Raw genomic sequence first — 620 nt, forward strand, 5'->3', positions numbered from 1 at the left:
TGCTTCTCGGGGAGTGCCGCCAGAGCCGTCCAGAGGTCACCGTCGGGCAGTGCCTCCTCGGGCTGGTCGGCGGGGGTGGCGATGGCGTCGGGCACCTCGGCGACCGGGACCGCGGCAGTGCCTCCTCGGGCTGGTCGGCGGGGGTGGCGATGGCGTCGGGCACCTCGGCGACCGGGACCGCGTGACGCCGCGAGGCGTTCGTCGTCCCCACGGCGGACTCCGTCGAGGCGCGCTCGACCAGTGCTGCGTGGAGGGCCGCGAGGCGTTCGTCGTCCCCGGCCGCCGGGTCGCAGAGGAGCTGCATCGGGTTGTCAGACATGGGTGGTCACCCTTCCGTGGGGTGCGTAGGTGGACCGAAGGCGCGCGATGCCGTCGGCGGCCGCACGGCGTGCTGCCGCGGGCGTTCCGCCGAGGATGCGGGCGACCTCGGGGTGGGGCAGGCCGGCGACGTGGTGGTAGGCCACGCAGAGGCGCTGCTTCTCGGGGAGTGCCGCCAGAGCCGTCCAGAGGTCACCGTCGGGCAGTGCCTCCTCGGGCTGGTCGGCGGGGGTGGCGATGGCGTCGGGCACCTCGGCGACCGGGACCGCGTGACGGGCGCCGGCTCGCGCGACGTCGACGGC

Annotated in this window: 1 protein-coding gene and 1 pseudogene; both read right to left on the bottom strand. The window is 75.8% G+C overall.

Translation table 11 applies throughout. From position 1 onward, the window contains the following. Positions 1-319: pseudogene (locus AC1DP0_RS22515) on the bottom strand (hypothetical protein); the annotation flags it as partial. After that, positions 312-620: RNA polymerase sigma factor (locus tag AC1DP0_RS22520; protein ID WP_478088908.1), on the bottom strand; the 309-nt coding region annotated here is incomplete at its 5' end. The pseudogene AC1DP0_RS22515 and the gene AC1DP0_RS22520, both read right to left, overlap by 8 nt.

Source organism: Terrabacter sp. P5_B1, assembly GCF_056400505.1.